Source organism: Streptomyces sp. NBC_01465 (genome assembly GCF_036227325.1).
In the GTDB taxonomy this organism is placed as follows: Bacteria; Actinomycetota; Actinomycetes; order Streptomycetales; family Streptomycetaceae; genus Streptomyces.
The window spans coordinates 1,305,473-1,322,900 of the sequence record NZ_CP109467.1 but is presented as its reverse complement, the minus strand read 5'-3'; the positions used below and the strand labels follow the sequence as shown (position 1 = coordinate 1,322,900).

Genomic DNA, 17,428 nt, shown 5'->3' with positions numbered 1-17,428 from the left:
CCGGTAACCTGGTGCGGGGCACTTCTGCGCCCTGATGTCTCTGTCCCGTGAACCAGGAAGGTGCCCGTCACCGTGGAAACCGCCGCCCGGACCGCTCCGGCAGCAGTGATTGTCGCCATCGACGGCCCCTCCGGCACGGGCAAGTCCAGCACCTCCAAGGCCGTCGCCGCCAAGCTCGGCCTGAGCTACCTGGACACCGGCGCCCAGTACCGCGCCATCACCTGGTGGATGCTGAACAACGGCATCGACGTCTCCGACGCCGCAGCCGTGGCCAACGCCTCGGGCAAGCCCGCCATCGAATCCGGCACCGACCCGTCCGCCCCGACGATCACCGTCGACGGACAGGACGCCTCCGGGCCGATCCGTACGCAGGAAGTCACCTCCAAGGTCAGCGCGGTCAGCGCCGTCCCCGAGGTGCGGGCCCTGATCACCGAGCTGCAGCGGTCCATCGCCGCGGGCGCGGAGGGCGGGATCGTCGTCGAGGGGCGTGACATCGGCACCACGGTGCTGCCCGACGCCGACCTCAAGGTCTTCCTGACCGCCTCCCCGGAGGCGCGCGCCGCCCGGCGCAGCGGCGAGCTCAAGGGTGCCGATGTCGCGGCCACCCGGGAGGCGCTGGTCAAGCGGGACGCGGCCGACTCCAGCCGCAAGACCTCGCCGCTCGCCAAGGCGGACGACGCGGTCGAGGTGGACACCACGGAACTGACCCTTGACCAGGTCATCGAGTGCGTCGTCACCCTCATCGAGGAGAAGCGGGCAGCCAAGTGACCGCTCCCGCCCAGCGCGGTGCGGCGGTCGGACGGTCCATCGGAATCGGGCTCATGTACGGGCTGTGGAAGCCCCGGGTGCTCGGCGCCTGGCGGGTTCCGGCGAGCGGCCCGGTGATTCTCGCCGTCAACCACTCGCACAACATCGACGGTCCCATGGTGATGGGGACCGCCCCGCGGCCGGTGCACTTCCTGATCAAAAAGGAAGCGTTCGTGGGCCCGCTCGATCCGTTCCTGCGCGGAATCGGTCAGGTCAAGGTCGACCGGACGAGCGTGGACCGGAACGCGATCGGTGATGCGCTCGGTGTGCTGGATGATGGAGGGGTGCTGGGGATTTTTCCCGAGGGCACCAGGGGCGAAGGAGACTTCGCCTCACTGCGCGCCGGGCTCGCGTACTTCGCGGTACGCAGCGGGGCTCGAATCGTGCCGGTGGCGGTGCTGGGAAGTACGGAGCGCCGCGGCCGGTTGATAGGTGGGCTGCCTCCGCTGCGCAGCCGCGTCGACGTCGTCTTCGGTGACGCCTTCGACGCGGGGGACGGAAGCGGACGGCGTACGCGAAAGGCGCTGGACGAGGCCACCGTGCGCATCCAGGCGCGGCTGACCGCCCACCTGGACAGCGCCAGGCGCCTGACCGGGCGCTGAGCGAGACTTGAGTAGTGGACGCGTGGGATCACGGGTCCACCGACGATGAGCAACAAAGAGGAACGGACTTCATGAACGACCAGCTGGATCCCGAGTATGCAGAGTTCATGGAGCTCGCCGCGGAAGAGGGCTTCGACATCGAGGATGTCGAAGGCGCTCTTGAGGAGGCCGTCGGGCCGCCGCTTCCCACCCTTGCCGTCGTCGGCCGCCCGAACGTGGGCAAGTCGACCCTGGTGAACCGCATCATCGGCCGCCGCGAAGCCGTCGTCCAGGACAAGCCGGGCGTCACCCGCGACCGGGTCTCGTACGAGGCCGAGTGGGCGGGCCGCCGCTTCAAGGTCATGGACACCGGCGGCTGGGAGCAGGACGTCCTCGGGCTCGACGCCTCCGTCGCCGCCCAGGCCGAGTACGCCATCGAGACCGCCGACGCCGTCGTCTTCGTCGTCGACTCCACGGTCGGCGCCACCGACACCGACGAGGCCGTCGTCAAGCTGCTGCGCCGGGCCGGCAAGCCCGTCGTGCTCTGCGCCAACAAGGTCGACGGCCTGAGCGGCGAGGCGGACGCCACCGCCCTGTGGTCGCTCGGTCTCGGCACCCCGCACCCCGTCTCCTCGCTGCACGGCCGCGGTACGGGCGACATGCTCGACGCCGTCCTGGAGGCGCTCCCCGAGGCGCCCGAGCAGCGTTTCGGCACGGCCGTCGGCGGTCCGCGCCGGATCGCCCTCATCGGGCGCCCGAACGTCGGCAAGTCCTCGCTGCTGAACAAGGTGGCGAAGGAGGACCGTGTCGTCGTCAACGAGCAGGCCGGCACCACCCGTGACCCGGTCGACGAGCTGATCACCCTCGGCGGCGTCACCTGGAAGTTCATCGACACCGCCGGTATCCGCCGCAAGGTCCACCTCCAGGAAGGTGCGGACTACTACGCCTCGCTGCGTACCGCCGCCGCCCTGGAGAAGGCCGAGGTCGCGGTCGTACTGATCGACACCAGCGAGTCCATCAGCGTCCAGGACCAGCGCATCGTGACGATGGCCGTGGAGGCCGGGCGCGCGCTCGTCATCGCGTACAACAAGTGGGACACGCTCGACGAGGAGCGCCGCTACTACCTCGAGCGCGAGATCGAGACCGAGTTCGGGCAGATCGCCTGGGCGCCGCGCGTCAACGTCTCCGCGCTGACCGGCCGCCACATGGAGAAGCTGGTTCCGGCGATCGAGACGGCCATCGAGGGCTGGGAGACGCGCATTCCGACCGGGCGGCTCAACGCCTTCCTCGGTGAGATCGTCGCCGCGCACCCGCACCCGGTCCGCGGCGGCAAGCAGCCCCGCATCCTCTTCGGTACGCAGGCGGGCACCAAGCCGCCGCGCTTCGTCCTCTTCGCCTCGGGCTTCCTGGAGGCCGGCTACCGGCGCTTCGTCGAGCGCCGGCTGCGCGAGGAGTTCGGCTTCGAGGGCACCCCGATCCACATCTCCGTGCGGGTGCGCGAGAAGCGCGGGCGGAACAAGTAGTCCTACGCGGTCCTACGCGGACTCACAGGCCCCTTCGGGGCCCGGGCGGCAGCGCTGCCGGGAGATGGTTCCCGGTGTGCTGCCGCCCTGTTGTGTGTCCGGGGGTGTGGCCGGTCCCGTGGGCCGGTGCGTGCCAGGACCCGGTGTGGCCCGGGTAGCGGCCGCTGTTGTGCACTCCGCTGCCGAACGCCGTGAAGCCCAGGTTCTCCTCACCGCTCCGGTCGCCCGGGAGCGCCCGGAAGGATCTGCGGTACTCGGAGTACAGGGCGTCGTAGATCGGGGTGGGGGAGTGGGGCTGCGAAGGGTCCTGTGACGGGCGCATGGCAGGGATCTGATTCTGATACGGCTGGCGGCTGGAGTCGTATGAGTGCACGTACCTGCCAACGACACCACCGCCCGTCGGATGCGGGCACGGCAAAGAAATCGCTGATCGGCGGGGGTGCGAGCGGGGGCGCGTGGGGTGCGCGGGGTGTGACTCAGGTGCCTGCGAGCGGGAGTGCGGCCGCCACCAGGAAGCCGCCCGCCGCTGCCTTCTCCAGTGCGCCGCGCAGCAGGTCCTCGCGGGGCTGCTGGCCGATGGAACCCACCGGGGCGGCGAAGATCAGCACGGTGTGCGACTTGTTGGCCGCCGCGCGCCAGCTGTCGGTGACCTGGAGCGGCTGATGGGCCTGCCACCAGGAGACCGGGCTGCCGCCGCCGGTGCCCGGCTGGAGGATGGCGTGCAGCTGGCCCATCGCGAGCAGTACGGACCAGCCGGGGAGCGGGGCGGGCGGGCGGTTCACGTCGGACACCGGCTGGAAACCCTGCTCGATGAGGAGCGGCAGGAACTCGTCGACGCCCGCGGTCGAGCCGGGGCGGGAGATCGGGGCGGTCGGTTCCACGACCAGCGCCGGGCGGAGCTCGCCCTCGATGAGGACCAGTCCGCTGGTGATACCGAGGACGGCCTGCTCGGGGCCGGCGGGGGCGGCCGGGTCGCCGTCGGCGGCGAACGACCGTACGGCTCCCTGGAGTTGGTCCTCGGAGACCTGGACCACCTGGGAGGGGATGCAGGTGGCGTGCGCGAAGGCGAGCACGGCGGTCTCGTCGCCGACGAACAGCACCGTGCTGGTGCGCTCCTGGTCGGAATCGCCTGGGGTGCGGCAGGAGGTGCAGTCGTAGCTGCCCGGGGCGTTCTCGCCGGCGAGCAGCAGGTCGGCTTCTTCGTCGCCGATCTCGGCGCGTACGTCCTGGCTGACGTCGAGCATGCGCGGCACGGGTGGCTCCTCGAACTCGGTTCGTGCGCCGGGCAGTTCCCGGCTCATAAAGAGAACAACGGATGATCTGTGGCCGGAGTCACGCGCAGAGGCGAACGGAATCGAACCATCCTCAGCACACGGTGAGAGGGCCGGCGGAAGCTCTTACTCCCTGTCAACTCATGGCGAGTGCATGGAAGTTGATGCGGTGAGCTGAGTCACAGATCACTTCGGGTCGAGGTCGACAAATGCTGAAATCTGGCGATCAAATGGGTGGCCGAATTTCGCCGATACTCCCGGTAACAGTCAACTGGCCTGGAATGACAAGCAATTGGTTGATACCACCGGCCCGACGTCCATAGATTCCACCGCCGTGTGCACCGAGCGCACCCCGGGAGCCCCGCAGCCAGTGGGACCCGGGTCCTGCGAGAGGGAAACCATGTCCGAATGTTCCAGTTCCATACGCAGTCGTGAGAAAGCAGTGCTCGTAGGGGTCGCCGCCCTGGTGGCCCCACTGGCCCTGCTCGCCGCCACGGCCGTACCGGCCCAGGCAGCAGACAACGGAATGTGGGACCGCATCGCCCAGTGCGAGAGCGGCGGAAACTGGCACATCAACACCGGCAACGGCTACTACGGCGGGCTGCAGTTCTCCGCCGGTACGTGGCGGGCGCACGGCGGCGGGGCGTACGCGTCCACCGCCGACCGGGCCAGCCGGGCCGAGCAGATCGCCGTCGCCACCAAGGTGCAGCGGGCCCAGGGCTGGGGGGCCTGGCCCACCTGCTCCGCGAGGGCGGGGGCGTACGGAAGTGCGCCGGCGTCCGGTACGCCCAAGGCGCACAAGGCCGCCAAGGCGCCGAAGTCCGTCAAGGCGCACAAGGCGCCCAGGGCACCCAAGGCGCCTGTGACCACCGAATCCACCCCGTCCGCCCCGGCAACGACGCCGGACCGCGGGAACGGTACGTACAAGGTCAGGAGCGGCGACACCCTGAGTGCCATCGCCGCTCTCCACGGCACTTCCTGGGGCGCGCTGTACGCCGCCAACAAGGCCGTCATCGGCAGTGATCCGGACCTCATCCTGCCCGGCCAGCGGCTCGCGCTCTGAGCAGCGGGGAGGTTCCGTCCGGTCACCCGACCGGGTGGGACCTCCCCGTCCGCCGCGCGGCATGATCACCACCGGGTCCGCCGCTGCTTAGCGTGACCCGATGCAAAGCCCCCGCTCCCGTCTGTGGCCCGCAGCCCTGCTGGCCCTCCTGCTCGCCCTCGTGCCGATCGGCGCGCAGGCCGCAGTCCCGCCCCCGCCCGCCCCCGGATCCCCTGCCGCCAATGCGGGCTTCGGTCCGTACGGCTGTGCGGCCAGCCAGTGGCCCTGGAGCTGTCTCGCCGAGTGCGAGAGCAGCGGCCGCTGGGACGTCAACACCGGCAACGCCTACTACGGCGGACTGCAGTTCTGGCAGCCCACCTGGGAGGAGCACGGCGGCCTCGCGTACGCCCCGCGCGCCGACCTCGCCACCCGTGCCGAGCAGATCGCGGTCGCCCAGCGGGTGCTGGCCGACCAGGGGTGGGAGGCCTGGCCCGTCTGCTCGAAGAAGTACCGGCTCAAGGGGCGCATCCACACCGTGCGGAACGGGGACACGCTCTCCTCGATCGCCCGCAAGTACAAGATCAAGGGCGGCTGGCAGGCGCTCTACAAGGCCAACGCCCAGATGATCGGCTCCCACCCGGACCGGCTGAACGTCGGGACCCTGCTGGTCATTCCGCCGCCCTCGAAGTGAACTCGTACGGCTCTCCGCTGAACACCACGGCTCCGCGCCGGAGTTGATGCACGATCACCGCCACACCCGCTGCCGTCCGGCCTTCGAGGCCGGGCGGCAGTCTCTGTTCCGCGACCACCACGGCGGCTGCCGAGCGGGCGGCGAGCTCGGTGAGCATCGTGTACGTGGCGGCCGCGACCGGGGGTGACATGCCGAGGGCGGGCTCGTCGACCAGGACGACACGGGCGTCGGCCAGTACCGCGCGCGAGAGCGCGAGCATGCGCTGCTCGCCGCCGGAGAGGGTGCCGGCGAGGCGAGGGAGGAGCGGGCCCAGGGCCGGATAGACGGTGAGGGCCCGGGTGAAGTCGGCGCCATGGACGGCCAGTTGGAGGTTCTCGGCGACGGTGAAGGTGGGGTGGACCGCCTGCTGGTCCGGTACGGAGCACACGCCGGCGCGGGCGCGGACATGGGCGGGGGTGCGGGTGATGTCCTCGCCTCGCCGCAGGACACGGCCCGCGGCGAGGGGCACGGTTCCGGCGAGGGCGCGCAGGGCGGTCGTACGGCCCGAACCGTTGCGGCCGAGCAGGACGGTCACCGCGCCCGCCGGGGCGGGGAGGCGCACGCCGTGCAGGGCTTCGAGGGGGCCGTACCGCACCCGGGCGTCGCAGAGCTCGATCTCGACGCTCATGGGGCGATCCGCCCTGCTGTCATGGTGTGCACGGTGTCGGCGATGTCCGCGACCAGGTCGAGGTCGTGTTCGACGACGAGGACGGCCGTGCCGTGCGCGGCGAGGTCGGCGAGCAGCCCCGCCAGGTGGTGGGCCTCGGCCGTGTCCAGGCCCGCGGCGGGCTCGTCCAGGAGGAGGACGTACGGCTGCCCGGCGAGGGCCCTGGCGAGCTCGACGCGGCGCAGGACGCCGGTGGGGAGCCCGGCGGCGTACCGGTTCCGTACGGGACCGTCCAGATCGAGGAGGTGCAGTACGGACTCGACGGTGCGGCCGGGGTCGCGGACCCGGCCCTGCTCGGCGCCGATCCGTACCTGCTCCGCGACCGTCAACGACGGGAAAACGGCGAGCTGTTGGAACGTCCTGGCGACACCGAGCCGAGTCCGGGCGTGGGCGCTGCGGCGGGTGATGTCGGTCCCGGCGAGGGTGACGCGGCCCGATGCGGGGCGGAGCGTGCCGCAGAGGCAGTGGAAGAGGGTGCTCTTGCCGGCGCCGTTGGGGCCGATCAGGGCGGTGACGCGGCCGGGCTCGACGGTGAGGTCGACGCCGTCGAGGGCGGTGAACGCGCCGTAGGCGAGGCGGAGTTGGTGGGCGACGAGGGGGCTCGGGGGGTCGAGGTCGGGCATCGAGGGGGCGGGCGCTCTGCGGGCGGCAGGGGGAGATCCGGGGGCGGGGAGCCGCAGCCGGGCCCGTGCGCGCTCGCCCAGCGGGGTCGGGGTGCGGGGGCGGGGCGGGCGCAGGGCGGGCCGGAAGCGGGTGAGGAGGAGGGCCAGGGCGCCGACCGCGGTGGCCGCGAGCCCCGTACGGGATCCGGAGTCCAGGACGGTGAGGAGTGCGGCCGCCACGGGCGCGGCGAGCAGGGTGTCCGCGCCGAGGATCATCAGGGCCGCGAACCAGAGGAGACTGCGCACCGGTTCGTACGCCGTCGGATCGAAGGCGTTGGCCCCCAGCGACAGCAGCGCGCCGCCGAGCGCGGCGAGGGCGGCGCCGAGGGTGAACGCCAGGAGCTTGAGCCGCGGCACCGGAACACCGGAGGCCGCCGCACCCTGCTCGTGGTCGCGCATGGCCGCCAGGGCCCGCCCCGTACGGCCGCGGCGCAGAGCGGCGACGGAGAGCAACGCGGCGACGAGGGCGAGGAGTTCGAGGAGATAGAAGGCGCGGTCCGACCCGAACCCGGCGGGCCGGGCGACCGTCACGCCCGAGGTCGCGTACGGCTGATCAAGAACGAAGCGACTGACGGCCGTCCCCACGGCGAGGGTGGTGAGCGCCAGCGCAAGACCGCGGCGCCGGATCGCGGGCCAGCCGGTGAGAAGACCGAGCGGAGCGACGAGGGCGACGGCCAGGAGGAGCGCGACGAGCACGGGCAGGTGCCCGGAGAGCCGGGCGGCGAAGAGGGCGCCGAGCCCGGCGTACGCGGCCTGCCCCAGGGCGAGTTGACCACTGCGACCGGCGACGACGACGAGGGAGAGCAGGACGACGGCGAGGGCGGGGACGGGAAGGGCGGCGTGCGGGGACTTGATGAGCGGGAGCAGGAGCAGCGCGAAAACGGGGACCCAAGCGAGGGTGCGGAGGCGGGGGGCCGCACCCGATGTCGCGGACCTGGTGCGGGACGCCGTGAGCGGCCTTGGGGCCGCCGCGGCGTGGGTCGAAAGTGCGGCGTGGGTGCGGCGGCCCGGTGCCGCGGTTCTGGTCCGGTGCGGCGCAAGCGTGCGCAGCGCCTCGCGTACCCGCCGCAACGCCCGTGCCCCGGACGCTGCCCGTGGGTTCCGTCTCCGGTCCGTGCGTGACGTCGTGCCGGTCTGCCATGGCGTCGGGTCCGGCGCTGCGATTCCCGGAGCCGACTGCGCTCGCTCCGTGTCCTGGGGGCGGGCCCGGCCTCTGGCCCGGAGGTGCGGCCGGGGCCGAGGTGGCGTCCGGCGGCGGAAAACAGACCGCCCCCAAGCGCTTGTCGGCGCTGAAGTGCCCGCCCCGCGTACCGTCGGTGCCGCAATCGGCGGCTCGCTTCGGCGCAGGCGCCGCACAACGCCCTTACCCCGATCGGTGGTTGGCGGCACGCTGTCGCCCACGCCCCGCACCGCCAGTGCCGCGATCAGCAGTGCCACCACGAACAGGTTCGAGCCCACCGCCTGGAGCAGTGGGTCCAGGCTGCCCGGTGGGTGGAAGCGGGTCAGCTGGGACTGGGTGACGCCCAGCGCCAGTGCCGTTCCCACCGCCACCGGCATGCTCCTCATGCGCGCCGCCACCGCCACCGCCATCACCTCCATGACCAGCAGCGGGAGTCCGTACGGATCCAGGCGTACGTACGGGGCCAGGAGCACCCCCGTCAGGCCCGCCGTGAACGCCCCGAACGCCCAGCCCGCCGCCGCCACCCGGCCCGCGTCGATGCCGCCCAGCTCGGCCAGTGCGCGGTTGTCGACCACCGCCCTGAGGTGCCGGCCGAAGCGGGTCCTGTGCGTCACCGCTGTCACCGCGCCCGCCAGTACGCACACCGTCGCGAGCTGGATCCACGGGTCGTCGGGGAGCAGCGCCGGTGCGTCCGGGCGCGCTCCCGTGCCCCACACCAGGCCCGCGACACCGATCAGCAGCACAAAAGCGCCGATCGACGCGACCAGTGCGCGCGTGGGGTCCGTGGCCAGGAGCGACATCAGCAGGCCCAGGCCCGGAGCCGCGATCAGCAGCGTCACGCAGGCCGCGAGGGGCAGTGGCCAGCCCCAGCCGACCGCCAGTTGGCGAAGGAGGAAGGCGCAGATCATCGCGATCGCGCCGTGCGCGAGGTTGAGCACGCCCGTCGCCCGGTACGTGACGATCAGGCCGATTCCCGTCAGGGCCGCGGCACTTCCCACCGCCAGGCCCGCCAGGACGAGGTCGTACGTCAGCGAGTCCACGGCGTCAGGGTTCGCACACCGGGCACGGCGCGAGCTCCCGGCCCTCCGCCGGTACCGCCTCCGGTTTGCCCGCGACCAGCAGGCAGCCCGGGCGGTGGGCGAGGGTCCCGTCCGGGAGGCAGAGGAGCGGGCCTTCGGCGTCAACGGGGGTCAACACAAGCGGAGTTGGGGCGTCCTCCGCCAGGAGTGCGTACACCTCCGCCAGCGCCAGCAGCACCGCCCCCGCGACGATCAGCGCTGCGCCCGGCACCGTACAGGAGGCGAGATACGGGACCTGGCGTGCGGTGAAGCGCTCGCCGGAGACCCCGTACCAGCCCGCCGCGCACAGCAGCGCGCCGCAGCAGAGGGCCGCCAGGCCCGCCCAGAGCAGTCGGGAGGTGCGCATCCGGCCCCCGTAGGTCCCCGTAGGTCTGTGCAAGGACGCCAATCCCTTGCACTATGCCCCCTATGGACCTCTTCAGGTACCCACGTGCCGCACTGGGGGTGGCCGTCGCAGCGCTGCTGCTCGCCGGGTGCTCGGACAGCTCGCCGTCCAAGCCCGCCCCGAGCACGGGCAGTTCGAGCAGTCCGAGTACGAGCGCGGCTCCCACCACGTCCGCACCCGCAGCCGGCGCCCCTGCGGACCAGGCCGCCGCCAAGCAGCAGATCGAGAAGAACTGGGCCGTCTTCTTCGACCCCAAGACCCCCACCGACGACAAGGTCAAAGTCCTGGAGAACGGCAACACCCTGCGCCCCCTGCTCGCCCTCTTCAGCGGCGACAAGAACGCCACACAGGCCAAGGCCAAGGTCACCGCCGTGGCGTTCACCTCGGCGACGTCCGCCACCGTCACGTACGACCTGATGGTCGGCACCACCACCGCGCTGCCGGGCAGCAAGGGCACCTCGGTCCTCCAGGACCGGACCTGGAAGGTCTCCGTGAAGTCCCTCTGCGCGCTGGTCGCCCTGAGCGGCAATGCGGCGGCACCGGGCTGCTGAGCGGGCTCTCGCGGCGGTGCTCCTCCTGCTGAGCGCCGCCTGCGGCAGCCGGCTGCCCGAGCGCGACTTCGAGCAGGGCCCCTCGCCGACGGCCGCCACTGCTCCGATACGTATCGGCATCATCACCAGCGTCACCAGCCCCGTCGGCGGCTCCGCCTTCACCGGGACCCGCGACGGCGCACAGGCCTACTTCCGGAAGGCCGACGCCGAGGGCGGCATCGCGGGCCGCCCCGTCACAGTCCTCACCTGCGACGACGGCGGAAGCCCCCTCGGCAACACCGAGTGCGTGCACCAACTCCTCGACGAGAAGAAGGTGTTCGCGCTCGTTGCCACGACCGCCCTCGACTACGCGGGGGCACCGCTGGTCTCCCGGGCCGCCGTCCCCGACATCGGCGGCCAGCCGATCGGCCCCGCGTACGACACCTATCCGCACCTGTACGGCATCTACGGCAGCCAGGCCCCCCGCACCGGGACCCCCGGCTGGCACGGCGAGCTCTACGGCGGCACCGAGGTCTACCGCTACTTCAGACTGACCCAGGGCGCCCGCACCGCCGCCGTCGTCTCCTACAACCAGGCGTCGTCGGCCGCGTATGCCCGCCTCATCGCCCAGGGACTGCGCAAGGAGGGGTACGAAGTCGTCCCCGAGCAGGTCGACTTCGCCCTCCCCAACTTCCGCGCCGTCGCCGCCGACCTGCGCGACCAGCACGCCGACCTCGTCTTCGACGCCCTCGACACCCACGGCAACGCCCGGCTCTGCGAGGCGATGGACGCGGTCGGCGCCACGGTCACCGCCAAGGTCACCAACGTCCAGAACTGGACCGACTCCGTTCCCCAGGACTACAAGAAATCCCCGCGCTGCCGCAACGCCCTCTGGGTGACCGGATCCAGCCGCAACTACGACGACACCACCGACCCCCAGGTCCGCGCCTTCCGCGCCGCCCTGCGAGGAAAGCCGCTCTCCCAGTGGCAGCTGGAGGGCTGGGCCGCCGCGATGTGGTTCACGGACGCCGCCCGCTCCTGCGCCGCGCACCTCACCCGCGCCTGCGTCGAGGGCTACGTCGGCCGTCCGCAGCCGTACACGGCCCGGGGCCTGCTGCTCCCCGTCGTATACGAGAACCTCCCGCAGCCTCCGGCGACCCGGCGCACCTGTCTGTCGGTCGCCCGGTGGAAGGACGGAGCGGGCTGGGTGACCCAGAGTGCCCCCATGACCTCGAACTGTTTCACCGTCCCCCAGCTTCCGTACCGGCCCTGATCCCCCTAGTACGCTCCACAGAAGACTCACATGTTGACCGCATGGAGAACCGGGGGATCGGGCACAGTCATGCACATTTCATTTCTGCTCCATAACGGGTACGGGATCGGCGGCACGATCCGTACGACGTTCAATCTCGCCGAGACCCTCGCCGAGCACCACGACGTGGAGATCGTCTCCGTCTTCCGCCACCGGGACCAGCCGGTCCTGGGAGCCCCCGCCGGTGTGACCCTGCGCCACCTCGTCGACATGCGCAAGGCCGGCGCGACGTTCGACGGGGACGACCCGGAGCACGCCCGCCCCGCGACGGTCTTCCCGCGCGGCGACGGGCGCCACCGGCAGTACAGCCGGCTCACCGACGCCCGCATCGGCGCCCATCTGAAGGCGCTGCGGTGCGATGTCGTCGTCGGCACCAGGCCCGGGCTCAATGTGCAGATCACCCGGCAGGCCCGGAAGGGACCCGTCCGCGTCGGCCAGGAGCACCTCACCCTGGACAGCCACAGCTACCGGCTGCGCCGCGAGATAGCCCACCGCTATCCGCTCCTCGACGCGGTCACGACCGTCACCGAGGCCGACGCGAACGCCTACCGCACGCGGCTGAAGCTCCCCGGCGTACGGATCGACGCCGTCCCCAACAGCGTCCCCGCCCCCCGGACACCGCCCGCCGACTCCACCGGCAAGTGGGTGATCGCGGCGGGCCGCCTCACCGACGTCAAGCGCTACGACCTCCTCGTACGGGCCTTCGCCCAGGTCGTCGTGGCCCGCCCCGACTGGCGGCTGCGCATCTACGGAAGCGGGGACGCCAGCGGCGACGAGAGGGGTGCCCTGCGCGCCCTCATCAATGAACTCGGCCTCTACAACCATGTGTTCCTGATGGGATCGGCCCACCCCATCGAGCCCGAGTGGACCAAGGGCTCCATCGCCGCGGTCACCTCGCGCCTGGAGTCCTTCGGCATGACCATCGTCGAGGCGATGCGCTCCGGGCTCCCCGTCGTCTCCACGGACTGCCCGCACGGCCCCGGCGAGATCATCGCCGACGGCGTCGACGGACGGCTCGTCCCGGTCGGCGACGTCGACGCGATCGCCGGCGGACTGCTCTCGCTCATCGCGGACGACGAACTCCGGCGCAGGATGGGGCAGTCGGCGGTCGCGAACGCCGCCCGCTTCGACCCGTCCCGCATCGCCGAACGGCACGAGACGCTCTTCGGCGAACTCGTCACCGCCGCAGGCTCGGGACACTCCCGCAGCGGACTGCGCGACACCGTGCACCGCACGCGCGCAACGGTCTTCGACGGGGCGTACGGGCTCCGCCACAGGGCAGCTGCCGTGCTCCGGAAGGGCAAGTCCTCATGACGACCGACACCAGCACACCCCTGCGCGCGCACTGCACGGCCGCCGCCGACGGCTCGATCACCTTCGTGCTCGCGGACGACGCACACGCCACGGCGCTCGTGCTCAAGCACCGCAAGACCGGCGAGCGCCTCCGCCTGGAACTCGCCCCCGACGCCGTACTGGCCGCGAAAACCCCTCTCGCACCAGGCCGTTGGGACGTGTTCGCCGACTGCGGCGAGTACGGCTCGCGACGCGTCGAGTCCGGCATCCGGGACCTGAGCACCCTCGTCGACCGCACCCCGGAGCCCGCGTCCGCGCCCGTCGCCGTCCGTATCCCCTACCCCGCCAAGGGCGGCGCCCTCGCCGTCCGCAGCTGGCTGCGCGCCCCGCACGCGGAGGCCGGCGCGATCGTCTTCGCCGAGCGCGGGATGACGGTCGAGGGACGGCTGTACGGCACCTCGCTCGGCCCCGGCGCGGTCGTCGAGGCCCGGCTGCGCGGGACGCCGGGCACGGTGCATCACGAGCCCGCCACCGGGGAGTCCGGGGCCTTCGCCTTCACGCTGCCCTACGGCCCGCTGGCCGCCGTCGGCGTCCCGAAGGACACGTACTGGGACCTGTGGCTGCTGCCCTCGGGCGAGCGGCAGGGCGCGGTACGGATCGCCCGCATCCTCGACGACATCGCCGAACGCAAGGGCATCTACGTCTATCCGGCGGGCCCCGCGGACGCGGAGGGACGGGTCACGGCGGTCCCGTACTACACCGTCGACAACGATCTCAGTCTGCGTCTGGACCCGGTTTCGGCCCCACGGGTTCCGGGGCCGCGCTGAGCGCCGCGAACTCCGGGTGATGGAGGTCGAAGGCGGGGGACTCGGAGCGGATCCGGGGCAGGGTGAGGAAGTTGTGGCGCGGCGGCGGGCACGAGGTCGCCCACTCCAGTGAGCGCCCGTATCCCCACGGGTCGTCGACGTCGACCTTCTTCCCGTACTTCGCCGTCTTCCAGATGTTGTAGAGGAACGGCAGCGTGGAGAGGCCGAGGAGGAACGCGCCGATCGACGAGATGGTGTTGAGCAGCGTGAAGCCGTCGGCCGCCAGATAGTCCGCGTACCGCCGCGGCATGCCCTCCGCGCCCAGCCAGTGCTGGACCAGGAAGGTGGTGTGGAAGCCGACGAAGAGCGTCCAGAAATGGATCTTGCCGAGCTTCTCGTCGAGCATCTTGCCGGTCAGCTTGGGCCACCAGAAGTAGAAGCCGCCGAAGGTGGCGAAGACGACCGTGCCGAAGACGACGTAGTGGAAGTGGGCGACCACGAAGTACGAGTCGGTGACATGGAAGTCGAGCGGCGGCGAGGCCAGGAGCACACCGGTGAGCCCGCCGAAGAGGAAGGAGACCAGGAAGCCGACCGACCAGAGCATCGGCGTCTCGAAGGAGAGCGAGCCCTTGAGCATCGTGCCGGTCCAGTTGAAGAACTTCACCCCGGTCGGGATCGCGATCAGGAAGGACATGAAGGAGAAGAAGGGCAGCAGCACCGCGCCGGTGGCGAACATGTGGTGCGCCCACACCACCAGGGAGAGACCGGTGATCGACATCGTCGCGGCGACCAGCGTGGTGTAACCGAAGATCGGCTTGCGCGAGAAGACCGGGATGATCTCGCTGATGATCCCGAAGAACGGCAGCGCGATGATGTAGACCTCGGGATGGCCGAAGAACCAGAAGAGGTGCTGCCACAGCAGCGCACCGCCGAACTCCGGCTCGAAGACCACCGACCCGAACCGCCGGTCCGCCTCCAGGACCAGGAGCGCCGCGGCCAGTACGGGGAACGCGATCAGCACCAGGATCGAGGTGAAGAGCACGTTCCAGGTGAAGATCGGCATCCGGAACATCGTCATGCCGGGAGCGCGCATCCCGATGATGGTGGTCAGGAAGTTGACCGCACCCAGGATCGTGCCGAAACCGGCCAGCGCCAGGCCCATGATCCACAGGTCCGCGCCGATGCCGGGGGAGTGGTTGAGCGAGTTGAGGGGCGCGTAGGCGAACCAGCCGAAGTCGGCCGGGCCCTCCGGGGTGAGCTCCGAGCCGAGCACGATCAGCCCGCCGAAGAGGAACAGCCAGTACGAGAACATGTTGAGCCGCGGGAAGGCGACGTCGGGCGAGCCGATCTGCAGCGGCATGATCGCGTTGGCGAATCCCGCGAAGGTCGGGGTCGCGAAGAGCAGCAGCATGATCGTGCCGTGCATCGTGAACATCTGGTTGTACTCGGTGTTCGACATGATCTGCAGACCGGGACGGGCCAGTTCGGCCCGCATCAGCATCGCCATCAGCCCGGCGATCAGAAAGAAGACGAAAGAAGTGATCAGGTAGAGGTGCCCGATCTTCTTGTGGTCCGTGGTCGTCAGCCAGTCCACCAGGATCCGGCCCGGCCGGCGCACGCGCGCGGGGTCGTCGGGCGTCGCCTCCGTGGTCGTCGCACCCATCACGTGCCCCCTCGATGGCCGGGTGTCGGGCAGGAGACATGATGCGCGCACCGGTGCCCGCTCCAACAGGGGGCGTACACAACGAGATCGGTGTACAGGGGCCGCGGAGCCTTCGGCCCCGGTTCGGTCAGGGGTGCGAATGATGTAAGGAATCGGTGAATCCCCTATGCTCCGCCAACTCCTGTGCGGCCGCCGGGACGTGTGAATTCAAACGCAGCTCGGAGGGCGTTGGCCGGGAATTCACCGTGGATATGGATGAAGTCCTCGGGGGTGCTGGAATTCCTTCACCAGTGACGCGGTAAGTGCCCGAACGGGTGACGGAGTTCGATACAAACATCGGTCGTGATCTTGTGACACAAGTGTGACCGACGGGGCACGGAACGCGGCCTTCCTTCTGGCCGGCCCGCCGCCTACGGTGGCTGTCATGGCACCCGTACCGACCCCTCCCGCACACCCCGACGACACCCCCGACGCCTATGTGGGCCTCGACGCCGCACGCGCCGAGCAGCAGGCCCGCGAGCGCGGCTGGTCCTCCGTGAGGTCGCTGCCGCCGGGCGCGATCATCACCATGGAGTACCGGCAGGGGCGCCTCAACTTCGAGGTCAAGGACGGCCGGGTCACCCGCTGCTGGCACGGCTGACGGCATGACGAAGGCCCCGGCCGCAGGGGCCGGGGCCTTCGCCGTACCGTTCGTGAAGCGCTCTAGTTGACCGGACGCGCCTGCGGATTGCGCGGCGTGCGGTCCGCGTGCGGCGGTCGCCGGCTGCCGCCCGCCGGAGCGACCGGCGTACGTTCGGAGCGGGCCCCGTGCGGCCGCTGCACCGTGGTCCTGAGCGCCGCCGCCGACCGTCCCGCGACAGCCCCCACGGGCTCGCGCAGCTGGTCCGCGTCGTGTGCCGGACGGTGCGTCGGGTACAGCGCGGGGCTGGTGGGAACGGGGGAGGGCAATACGGGAGCGAGCCTGCGCCGGGTGCGCCAGCGTTCCCGTACGGCGAAGATCAGCGCCTCGGCCCGGCCGATCAGCGGCTCGAACCAGGGCAGGGCCAGCAGGATCAGCAGGCCCGCGGCCCAGCCGAGCAGGACGTCGCTCAGCCAGTGCGTCCCGAGATAGACCGTGGTCGCGCCCACGCCGAGCGCGATGACCGACGACACCACCGACAGATAGCGCCTGGTCAGGGGTGTGGAGGCGAGGTAGGCCAGGATTCCCCAGGTCACGACCGCATTCGCGGTGTGCCCGGAGGGAAATATGTCCCCGCCCTGGTAGAGCTCGGCGGAGCCGATGGTGGTGGCGTAGTGCGGGCCGAGGCGGCCGAGGCCGATCTTGACCGCGCCGACCGTGACGTTCAGCAGCAGCAGTGCGGCGCCGAGCGTGATCAGCGGGCGGAGGGTGTGCTGGCGCCAGGAGCGCCAGCCGAGCCAGGCGGCGACCATCACGGCGGTCGGGCCGCGCTGGCCGAGTACGACGAAGTAGTCCAGGAAGGCGTGCAGTTCCGGCCACTGCTGGAACGGCCGGAACATGAAGACCTTCCAGTCCAGATCCACCAGCCAGGACGTCGTCAGTACGGCGACGATGATGGCCGTGTAGAACGCCAGAGTCGCGCCGAAGAGGACCACGCGGGTACGCGTCATCCGCGGGGTCTCTATCTTCGGCGGCTCCGGTTCCCGGTCCAGACGGGCGAAGAGCCGCTCCAGTCGGGTGATGGATCGGTCGGTACGCACCCAATCGACGTTACAGCGGGTGAGATGCGGACTAGGCCGATCCGGTGTCTTTGTGATGACGATGTGATGTGGAGTTGGTCTCACACGAGAGTTTGTTCCCGCTTATTCGGACGTCATGTAGGACTTTCGGCACTGGTGGTGTTGATCGTTTTTATCGGGGCCTTACGGCGACCGAATT

The 17,428-nt window shown here is 70.9% G+C and carries 17 protein-coding genes; 10 read left to right on the top strand and 7 right to left on the bottom strand.

All coding sequences use genetic code 11. The annotated features are described in order from the left end of the window. Positions 1-60 precede the first annotated feature (60 nt). The 3 genes from cmk to der all read left to right on the top strand — a co-directional run bounded on the left by cmk (position 61) and on the right by der (position 2,911). On the top strand, positions 61-768 hold the full coding sequence (gene cmk / locus OG707_RS05925; RefSeq protein WP_329115104.1) for a (d)CMP kinase: 708 nt from the start codon (positions 61-63) through the stop codon (positions 766-768). 53 nt (positions 769-821) lie between these two features. Further along, entirely contained in the window at positions 822-1,409 is a 588-nt protein-coding gene (locus tag OG707_RS05920) for a lysophospholipid acyltransferase family protein (RefSeq protein WP_329127630.1), read from the top strand. Positions 1,410-1,480: 71 nt separating this feature from the next. After that, the gene (gene der / locus OG707_RS05915) at positions 1,481-2,911 is read left to right on the top strand and encodes a ribosome biogenesis GTPase Der (RefSeq protein WP_329115102.1); all 1,431 of its coding nucleotides are present in this window, start codon (positions 1,481-1,483) and stop codon (positions 2,909-2,911) included. A gap of 22 nt (positions 2,912-2,933) precedes the next feature. Here der and OG707_RS05910 read toward each other — a convergent pair whose 3' ends face one another. Then, positions 2,934-3,233 carry a hypothetical protein gene (locus tag OG707_RS05910; protein WP_443071268.1) on the bottom strand — a complete coding sequence of 100 codons (300 nt, stop codon included), beginning with the start codon at positions 3,231-3,233 and terminating at the stop codon, positions 2,934-2,936. A gap of 154 nt (positions 3,234-3,387) precedes the next feature. Continuing rightward, on the bottom strand, positions 3,388-4,164 hold the full coding sequence (locus tag OG707_RS05905; RefSeq protein ID WP_329115098.1) for a hypothetical protein: 777 nt from the start codon (positions 4,162-4,164) through the stop codon (positions 3,388-3,390). A gap of 418 nt (positions 4,165-4,582) precedes the next feature. On the opposite strand from OG707_RS05905, the gene OG707_RS05900 reads away from it, so the two are divergent. Further along, positions 4,583-5,245 (top strand): transglycosylase family protein, encoded by a 663-nt coding sequence (locus OG707_RS05900; protein ID WP_329115096.1) that lies wholly within the window; start codon positions 4,583-4,585, stop codon positions 5,243-5,245. Positions 5,246-5,345: 100 nt separating this feature from the next. Then, entirely contained in the window at positions 5,346-5,915 is a 570-nt protein-coding gene (locus OG707_RS05895) for a transglycosylase family protein (protein ID WP_329115094.1), read from the top strand. Here the strand turns inward: OG707_RS05895 and OG707_RS05890 are convergent. The 3 genes from OG707_RS05890 to OG707_RS05880 are packed head-to-tail and all read right to left on the bottom strand — an operon-like array spanning position 5,893 to position 9,888. Beyond that, complete coding sequence (locus OG707_RS05890; RefSeq protein ID WP_329115092.1) at positions 5,893-6,582, bottom strand: ATP-binding cassette domain-containing protein; 690 nt, start codon at positions 6,580-6,582, stop codon at positions 5,893-5,895. The two genes, OG707_RS05895 and OG707_RS05890, sit on opposite strands and share 23 nt — an antisense overlap. Next, positions 6,579-9,503 carry an ABC transporter permease subunit gene (locus OG707_RS05885; RefSeq protein ID WP_329115090.1) on the bottom strand — a complete coding sequence of 975 codons (2,925 nt, stop codon included), beginning with the start codon at positions 9,501-9,503 and terminating at the stop codon, positions 6,579-6,581. Before OG707_RS05885 ends, OG707_RS05890 begins: the two co-directional genes overlap by 4 nt. 4 nt (positions 9,504-9,507) lie before the next feature. After that, complete coding sequence (locus OG707_RS05880) at positions 9,508-9,888, bottom strand: hypothetical protein (RefSeq protein ID WP_329115088.1); 381 nt, start codon at positions 9,886-9,888, stop codon at positions 9,508-9,510. A gap of 62 nt (positions 9,889-9,950) precedes the next feature. Here OG707_RS05880 and OG707_RS05875 point away from each other — a divergent pair, with 62 nt between their 5' ends. The 4 genes from OG707_RS05875 (at position 9,951) to OG707_RS05860 (ending at position 13,889) form a co-directional block, all read left to right on the top strand. Continuing rightward, positions 9,951-10,478, top strand: coding sequence for a hypothetical protein (locus OG707_RS05875; protein WP_329115086.1), 528 nt, complete (start codon positions 9,951-9,953; stop codon positions 10,476-10,478). After that, the gene (locus OG707_RS05870; RefSeq protein ID WP_329115084.1) at positions 10,456-11,730 is read left to right on the top strand and encodes an ABC transporter substrate-binding protein; all 1,275 of its coding nucleotides are present in this window, start codon (positions 10,456-10,458) and stop codon (positions 11,728-11,730) included. The genes OG707_RS05875 and OG707_RS05870 overlap by 23 nt, the downstream gene beginning before the upstream one ends. Positions 11,731-11,799: 69 nt before the next feature. Then, positions 11,800-13,083, top strand: a complete 1,284-nt coding sequence (locus tag OG707_RS05865) for a glycosyltransferase family 4 protein (RefSeq protein ID WP_329115081.1) — start codon at positions 11,800-11,802, stop codon at positions 13,081-13,083. Then, entirely contained in the window at positions 13,080-13,889 is an 810-nt protein-coding gene (locus OG707_RS05860; RefSeq protein WP_329115080.1) for a hypothetical protein, read from the top strand. The genes OG707_RS05865 and OG707_RS05860 overlap by 4 nt, the downstream gene beginning before the upstream one ends. On the opposite strand, the gene ctaD is transcribed toward OG707_RS05860, so the two are convergent. Continuing rightward, entirely contained in the window at positions 13,837-15,531 is a 1,695-nt protein-coding gene (gene ctaD / locus OG707_RS05855) for an aa3-type cytochrome oxidase subunit I (protein ID WP_329115077.1), read from the bottom strand. The genes OG707_RS05860 and ctaD overlap by 53 nt on opposite strands. 424 nt (positions 15,532-15,955) lie before the next feature. Between ctaD and OG707_RS05850 the strand changes: the two genes are divergently transcribed. Beyond that, a complete protein-coding gene (locus OG707_RS05850) occupies positions 15,956-16,171 on the top strand; it encodes an I78 family peptidase inhibitor (protein WP_329115075.1) in 216 nt (71 codons plus the stop codon). A gap of 62 nt (positions 16,172-16,233) precedes the next feature. On the opposite strand, the gene OG707_RS05845 is transcribed toward OG707_RS05850, so the two are convergent. Next, positions 16,234-17,250 (bottom strand): phosphatase PAP2 family protein, encoded by a 1,017-nt coding sequence (locus OG707_RS05845; protein WP_329115072.1) that lies wholly within the window; start codon positions 17,248-17,250, stop codon positions 16,234-16,236. Between the last annotated feature and the right edge of the window lie 178 nt (positions 17,251-17,428).

Excerpts from the sequence above, each read along its gene's own strand:
- OG707_RS05860 (WP_329115080.1), top strand. The coding sequence starts at position 13,080 with ATGACGACCGACACCAGCACACCCCTGCGCGCGCACTGCACGGCCGCC.
- OG707_RS05890 (WP_329115092.1), bottom strand. The coding sequence starts at position 6,582 with ATGAGCGTCGAGATCGAGCTCTGCGACGCCCGGGTGCGGTACGGCCCC.
- OG707_RS05880 (WP_329115088.1), bottom strand. The coding sequence starts at position 9,888 with ATGCGCACCTCCCGACTGCTCTGGGCGGGCCTGGCGGCCCTCTGCTGC.
- der (WP_329115102.1), top strand. The coding sequence starts at position 1,481 with ATGAACGACCAGCTGGATCCCGAGTATGCAGAGTTCATGGAGCTCGCC.
- OG707_RS05910 (WP_443071268.1), bottom strand. The coding sequence starts at position 3,233 with ATGCGCCCGTCACAGGACCCTTCGCAGCCCCACTCCCCCACCCCGATC.
- OG707_RS05870 (WP_329115084.1), top strand. The coding sequence starts at position 10,456 with ATGCGGCGGCACCGGGCTGCTGAGCGGGCTCTCGCGGCGGTGCTCCTC.
- ctaD (WP_329115077.1), bottom strand. The coding sequence starts at position 15,531 with ATGGGTGCGACGACCACGGAGGCGACGCCCGACGACCCCGCGCGCGTG.
- OG707_RS05865 (WP_329115081.1), top strand. The coding sequence starts at position 11,800 with ATGCACATTTCATTTCTGCTCCATAACGGGTACGGGATCGGCGGCACG.
- OG707_RS05920 (WP_329127630.1), top strand. The coding sequence starts at position 822 with ATGTACGGGCTGTGGAAGCCCCGGGTGCTCGGCGCCTGGCGGGTTCCG.
- OG707_RS05850 (WP_329115075.1), top strand. The coding sequence starts at position 15,956 with ATGGCACCCGTACCGACCCCTCCCGCACACCCCGACGACACCCCCGAC.
- OG707_RS05900 (WP_329115096.1), top strand. The coding sequence starts at position 4,583 with ATGTCCGAATGTTCCAGTTCCATACGCAGTCGTGAGAAAGCAGTGCTC.
- OG707_RS05875 (WP_329115086.1), top strand. The coding sequence starts at position 9,951 with ATGGACCTCTTCAGGTACCCACGTGCCGCACTGGGGGTGGCCGTCGCA.
- OG707_RS05895 (WP_329115094.1), top strand. The coding sequence starts at position 5,346 with ATGCAAAGCCCCCGCTCCCGTCTGTGGCCCGCAGCCCTGCTGGCCCTC.